This is a genomic window from Enterovirga sp. (genome assembly GCF_028290205.1).
In the GTDB taxonomy this organism is placed as follows: domain Bacteria; phylum Pseudomonadota; class Alphaproteobacteria; order Rhizobiales; family Beijerinckiaceae; genus Enterovirga.
On record NZ_JAQGKF010000096.1, the window covers coordinates 1 to 6,253 of the forward strand.

General features: G+C 70.9%; 5 protein-coding genes and 1 tRNA gene. 2 read left to right on the forward strand and 4 right to left on the reverse strand.

All coding sequences use genetic code 11. From position 1 onward, the window contains the following. Positions 1–749: adenylate/guanylate cyclase domain-containing protein (locus JWR86_RS06435; protein ID WP_299562428.1), on the reverse strand; the 749-nt coding region annotated here is incomplete at its 3' end. Positions 750–871: 122 nt separating this feature from the next. Here JWR86_RS06435 and JWR86_RS06440 point away from each other — a divergent pair. Both JWR86_RS06440 and JWR86_RS06445 read left to right on the forward strand, forming a co-directional pair. Beyond that, positions 872–1,762: an EcsC family protein gene (locus JWR86_RS06440; RefSeq protein ID WP_299562431.1), complete on the forward strand. Its 891-nt coding sequence runs from the start codon at positions 872–874 to the stop codon at positions 1,760–1,762. Between the two features lie 93 nt (positions 1,763–1,855). Further along, positions 1,856–2,044: a hypothetical protein gene (locus JWR86_RS06445; protein WP_299562433.1), complete on the forward strand. Its 189-nt coding sequence runs from the start codon at positions 1,856–1,858 to the stop codon at positions 2,042–2,044. A gap of 122 nt (positions 2,045–2,166) precedes the next feature. Here the strand turns inward: JWR86_RS06445 and JWR86_RS06450 are convergent. The 3 genes from JWR86_RS06450 to JWR86_RS06460 form a co-directional block, all read right to left on the reverse strand. Continuing rightward, positions 2,167–2,243: transfer RNA gene (locus tag JWR86_RS06450), tRNA-Pro, on the reverse strand. Positions 2,244–2,316: 73 nt separating this feature from the next. Continuing rightward, complete coding sequence (locus tag JWR86_RS06455; RefSeq protein WP_299562436.1) at positions 2,317–3,885, reverse strand: 2-isopropylmalate synthase; 1,569 nt, start codon at positions 3,883–3,885, stop codon at positions 2,317–2,319. 269 nt (positions 3,886–4,154) lie between these two features. Next, positions 4,155–6,065 (reverse strand): TonB-dependent receptor, encoded by a 1,911-nt coding sequence (locus JWR86_RS06460; RefSeq protein WP_299562439.1) that lies wholly within the window; start codon positions 6,063–6,065, stop codon positions 4,155–4,157. Positions 6,066–6,253 lie beyond the last annotated feature (188 nt).

Below are 6,253 nucleotides of genomic sequence, written 5' to 3' on the forward strand. Positions count from 1 at the left end.
GGCGTGGCGGCCGGTGCGGCCGTCTTCAGCCGGTAGGCTTCATAGGCCGGAGGGCCGGCCAGCAGCCCGAGGCCGAGCAGAACGGCTGCGGCGGCCGCGCCGGCATAGCCGCCGCGCCCCCGGCTCCGGGCAGGCAGGACCGGAACGGAGCGCTGCCGCGCCAGGACGGCATCGGGGCCGCGCACCGCCGATGGGGCGCTGACCAGATAGGCGTGCACCGGCTGTGGGATGTTCTTGAGGTGCCGGGGGCCGAGTTCGGTGAAGTCGACCGCGAGCTTGTTCGATACGGCCTCCTGGACGGCGCGCGACACGCACACGCCGCCGGGCGGGGCCAGGCCCTCCAGCCGGGCCGCGATGTTGACGCCTTCGCCCAGGAGATCGCCGTCTCGCTCGACCACGTCGCCGATGGTGAGGCCGATTCGGAAGGCGAGGCGCCGGCCAGGATCCGGCCCGACCTGCCCGTCCCGCAAGGCGGCCTGGATCTCGACGGCGACCCGGACGGCCTCCACGGCCGAATCGAACTCGCACATCACCGAATCGCCGGCGGTGTTGAAGATCCGCCCGCCGCCGCGGGCCACCAGGGCGTCAAAGATCTCCCGGGCGGCCGCCAGGTCACGAAGCGTGCCCTCCTCGTCCTCCGCGATCAGGCGCGTGTAGCCAGCCACGTCCGCAGCCAAGATCGCGGCGATCTTGCGCTTCAGGGGGACGACCCGGCCGGAGGCGGCGGGAGCTGCGGAGGGGGCGGTCATGCGTCTCAGTCTTTGTGCATCATGCCGAGGCGACATGAAGGCAGAATGCCGGCCATTGCCGTTTCCGTCGCACACCCCATGTTGCCGACCTGCCCCGAAGCGGGGGGCGCACGGGAAGCCCGATGACCAGCGACCGGCCTGCCCCTGACGCGAGCGCCTCCGTTTTCGCCACTGTTGCGAGCCCGCCCGCGCTGCCGCAAGAGGATCTTGCTGCATTGCGGGCCGCCGTGGCGGCGCTGGAGCGCTCGAGCCTCGCCGGGCGGCTCAGCAGCATGGCCGGCACACCCCTGGAGCTGCTGGGGCGGGCCCTCCCGAGCGTCGCGCGCGAAATGGTGTCGGCGGCGGTGAGCCGGGCCCTCAAGGTGGCGCTCCGGGTCGCGCTGACCACCTTGCCGCGCGGCGAAAGCGGCCCGCGGAGCGGGCGCAGCCACACGGTCCTGGCGGCGATGTCCGGAGCGGCCGGCGGAGCGCTCGGCCTCGCCACCCTGCCCCTGGAACTCCCGGTCTCCACCACCCTGCTGCTGAGGGCCATCGCCGACGAGGCCCGCCGGGAGGGCGAGGACCTGTCGGACCCGGAGGCCGCCCTCGCCTGTCTGCAGGTTTTTGCGCTCGGCTCCCGGACGGAGGCGGATGACCTCGCCTCCAGCGGCTATTTCGCCGTCCGGGGCGCGCTTGCCAAAACCGTCACCGAGGCGGCCCGGCTGGCGGCCGGCAAGGGTCTGGCCGATCGAAGCGCTCCCGCGCTCGTGCGCCTGACGGCCCAGATCGCGTCCCGGTTTGGCGTCGCCGTCTCGCAAAAGGTCGCGGCCGGAGCCGTCCCGGTGATCGGCGCCCTCGGCGGGGCAGCCGTGAACGTGGCCTTCACGGACCATTTCCGCCGGCTGGCCCGGGCCCATTTCACGGTGCGGCGGCTCGAGCGCCGATACGGGGCCGAGCCGGTCCGGGCGCTGTACGAGGAGATCAGAACGGCCCGGGCCCCGGAACTGTCCCACGGCACCCGCCCGGAGGCTTAACCAGCCGTTCACGGTGTCGGCCAAATCCTCCTCACCTGGCCCGAACGGAGCGGCCGGGACTGCGCTTGATGGTGCAGCACGGAGGATACGGAAGTGCTCGACACAACGACCCTGAACGCCATCGGGCGCCAGCTTCGCATGATGTACCCGGTCGGAGCCTCGGCGACGCAGGCCGGAGAGCGGCCGGCGGGCGGGACCGTCCCGCCGAGCCCCGCCAACTTCGGTCCGCTTCTGCCGCCGAGACGCGGCACCGAACCGGATCGCTGCCCGCCGATGCGCTGAGCGCGGCGACACGAAAGCGGGCATCGTGGCTGCTGGGCTCAGAGGCCCGGGCTCAACGGTGAGACGAGGTTTTGAGGGAAGGGCCGGCGGCCGGTTTCCGCGCGCTTCCCGGGAAGAAGCACTGGTCGGAGTGGCAGGATTTGAACCTGCGACCCCCACGTCCCGAACGTGGTGCGCTACCAGACTGCGCTACACTCCGACAGAGCGGCGGCTATAGCCGCCCGACTCGACGGCCGCAAGCGCGAAGACGCGCTCGCGGCCATTCTGTGCACCTATTCGGCGGCGTGCTGCGCGTGCAGCCGGGTTCCGCCCGCCAGGAGCTTGTTCAGGGCGCCCAGATACGCCTTGGCCGAGGCCACCAGCGTGTCCGGATCGGCGCCGCGGGCCGTGACGCTGCGGCCTTCGGCTCCGAGCCGAACCGAGACCTCCGCCTGGGCGTCGGTGCCCTCCGTCACGGCGTGGACCTGGTACAGCTCCAGGGCCGCCTCGTGCGGCACCAGGGCCTTGATGGCGTTGAACACGGCATCCACCGGCCCGTTGCCGTCCGCCTCCTCGGTGGCGGCCCGCCCGTCGATGTCGAGCCGCAGCGTGGCGCGTTGCGGCCCGCGCGTGCCGGCGATCACCGTCAGCGACACCAGCCGGATGCGGTTGTGCGCCTCCGCCACGTTCTCGTCGACGAGCGCCTCGATATCCTCGTCATAGACGTGCTTCTTGCGGTCGCAGAGGTCCTTGAAGCGCCCGAACACGTCCTGGAGCTGGTTGTCGGACAGGCGGTGGCCCATCTCCTCGAGCTTGGACCGGAAGGCGGCCCGCCCGGAATGCTTGCCCATCACCAGCGAGGTCTTGGACACCCCGACGGTGGCCGGGGTCATGATCTCATAGGTCTGGGTGTGCTTCAGCATCCCGTCCTGGTGGATGCCCGATTCGTGGGCGAACGCGTTCCGGCCGACGATGGCCTTGTTGTACTGGACCGGGAACGACGTCGCGGAGGCGACGAGCTTGGAGGCGCGGGTCAGCAGCGTCGATTCGATGCCGGTGTCGTAGGGATAGGCGTCGCCGCGCACGCGCAGCGCCATCACGATCTCCTCGAGCGCCGCGTTGCCGGCCCGCTCGCCGATGCCGTTGATGGTGCATTCGACCTGGCGTGCGCCGCCCTCGACGCCGGCCAGCGAATTCGCCACCGCCATGCCGAGATCGTTGTGGCAATGGACGGAGAAGATCGCCTTGTCGGAGTTGGGCACGCGCTCCCGCACGGCCCGGAACAGCGCCCGGTACTCGTCAGGCGTCGTGTAGCCGACCGTGTCCGGAATGTTGATGGTCGTGGCGCCGGCCTTGATGACCCCCTCGACGCAGCGGCACAGGAAGTCGAGCTCGGTCCGGGTGCCGTCCTCGGCCGACCACTCGACGTCGTCGATGAGGTTGCGGGCACGTTCGACGGAGGCGATCGACATCGCCAGGACCTCGTCCGGCGATTTCTGCAGCTTGTACTTCATGTGCACGGGCGAGGTGGACACGAAGGTGTGGACGCGGCCGCGGCGGGCGCCGCGAACGGCTGCCGCGGCCCGGTCGATGTCGTTCGGAGCCGTCCGGGCGAGGCCCGCCACGATCGCCCGCTCGGTGCGGCGCGCGATCTCGGAAACCGCCTCGAAGTCGCCGTTCGAGGCGGCCGGGTAGCCGGCCTCGATGATGTCGACGCCCATCTGATCGAGCAGCTCGGCGACCTGGATCTTCTCCTCGAAGGTCATGGTCGCGCCCGGGCATTGCTCGCCGTCGCGCAGGGTGGTGTCGAAGATGAGGACCCGCTCGGGCGTGGGGGCGGGGGGTGTCGCGGTGCTGGTCATTGCGGTGGCCTCTCGTCTCGGCGCCGGCCGGCGCCCTTCGGTTCCGTCTTCGAGCCCCTGAGCGCCCAGGCGCTCGCGCCCGGCCGGCCCTCAGGGGCGGCTAAGAAGAAGGACCGAGAGGAGGCGCGCCCGTCCGGCCGCCAGGGAGGCGGAGCCGGCATCGGGGCTGAAAGAGTGCGTCGCGCGCACGGGCCATCCTCGTCGCTTGGCGCAGAGCCAAGCCCACATGCTGTAGCGGCGACGCCGCGGCGAGGCAAGGCGCCGCGCGGTCAGAACACGTAGCGCACGCCCGCGAAGACGCTTCGGCCCTCGCCCGGAAAGAAGATCGCGGTGGGCACGAGGCGGGCGTTCGACACGGGGCCGAAGTCGCTCACATAGCGAAGGTCGGCGAGATTGCGGGCGTCGAGATAGACCGAGAGGCCGCCCGGAAAGGTCATCCCGGTCTGCAGTCCGATCAGCGCGAAGCCCGGCAGGCGGCGCGTATTGGCGTGGTCCACAAAGGCGCCCTCCGGCACCAGGTCGAGGGCGGGAGCCAGGTAGAAGCCGTTCGGGTGCGTGTAGCCGAGCGTGGTCCGGAGCACGTGCGGCGGGATGCCGCCGATCCGGTTGTCGCCGTAGACCCGGTCTCCGACAAAGCGGAAGTCGTTCCAGGTATAGACCTGCGACAGGGTGATCGCGTCGCCCGCGCCGGGGCCGGAGAGGTCGCGCAGGAGGTCGATGCCGAGCCCGAGTTCGACGCCCTGATGCAGCGTCTTGTCGGCGTTGAAGGTCGCGGCCGGGATGCCGAGGCCGGCATCGGTCGAGAAGGTGATCAGCTCGTTCCGCAGCGTCGACCGGTAATAGGTCACGTCCCACCGCACCGGGCCGCTCCGGCCGCGCGTGCCGAGTTCCGCGGTCCAGGCCTTCTGCTGCCGCAGCGGCACGAAGGTCAGGCCGGAGAGATTGGCCTGGGCGAGGTCCGAGACATCCGGCACGTCGCGCGATTGCGTGATGTCGGCAAAGACCTGGAGCGTCGGCGCCGGCTGGTAGAGCAGGCCGAATTTGGGGCTGAACCCGTCATAGGCGCGCGCGGCCCTGCGGTTCGGCAGGGCGAAGCGGTTCTCTAGGTCGCGCTCGTCGTGGAACAGCTTGGCGCCGGTCATCAGGGCGAGTTCGGGCGTCAGCCAGAAGCGGTTGTCGACAAAGGCCTGGTAGTTGTTCGCCCGCTGCCGGGCAGAGGCCGTGAGGGCTCCCTCGCGGCCCCGCACATTGCCGAATTGCAGGGCCGAATTGGTGCCCCCGACATAGCGGGCCCCGACCGTCAGGTCGTTGCGGTGGCCGGCCAGGTCAAACGTGCCGGTCCAGTGCGGCGACACGCCATAGGTGACGCCGTCCTGAGCCAGGACCTGGAAGATCGGGTGGGACAGCCGCTTGTGGATGACCCAGGAATCGACGTCGAGCCGCCCGGTGTCGAGTTCGACGGAGGTGCGGTTGGCCAGCCGCTCCGTGCGGACGTCGCGCTTCTGGTTGCCGCTCACCGCGGCCGGGTTGGCGCGCTGCGGGTTCAGGAACGCGTCCAGGAGGGTCAGCGAGCCGGGCAGCTTCTGTCGGGTCAGCGCCGTGCCGAGGTAGAAGCGGCTCTCGATCCCGGGCGCCACCTGGATTCCGACATTGCCGTTGAGCTGGACGTAGTCCTGGTTCTGGTGGCTCCGGTAGCCGTCCTGGTGCGAGACGGTGGCGTTGATCAGCGCGTCGACCGGGCCCTCGATGCGGGACGCCTGCACCTGGGTCCGGAGGGCCCCGAAGGAGCCGCCTTCGAGCCGGACCACGTTGGAGCCGACCGCCGTGTAGGCCGTCGGCGTCACGAAATTCACCGCGCCGCCGAGGGTCGAGGAGCCGAAGATCAGGCCGTTGCCGCCGCGATAGACCTCGACGGAGCGGAGGGAGAGCGGGTCGATCTGGTAGAAATCGCCCGAACCGTCTGCGAGGTTCAGCGGGATGCCGTCCTGCAGGATCTCGATGCCGCGCAGGTGGAAGGCGCGTGCGATCCCGGAGCCCCGGATGCTGAGCCGGACCTCCTGCCCGTAGCGCTGCTGGGCGAACACGCCGGGCGTGTCCTTGAGCACGTCCGGCAGGCTGTTGGTGTAGCGGTTCTCGAAGGACGTCGCGTCGATGAAGGACACGGCGCCGACCGTGGACAGGACCCGTTCGCGCTGGGCCTGGACCGACGAGACGGTGGGGGAGCCCCGTGTGGCGGGACCGCCGCTCGGGTCGAGCCCGGGGGCGCGATGGCCGTCCGCACCGAGCCGGAGCGGCTCGGCGGGCGGGACGGCGGCCTGGGCCGGTCTCGCGACCGGAGCCGTCCGGGGCGTTGCCCGGGCAGTGCGAC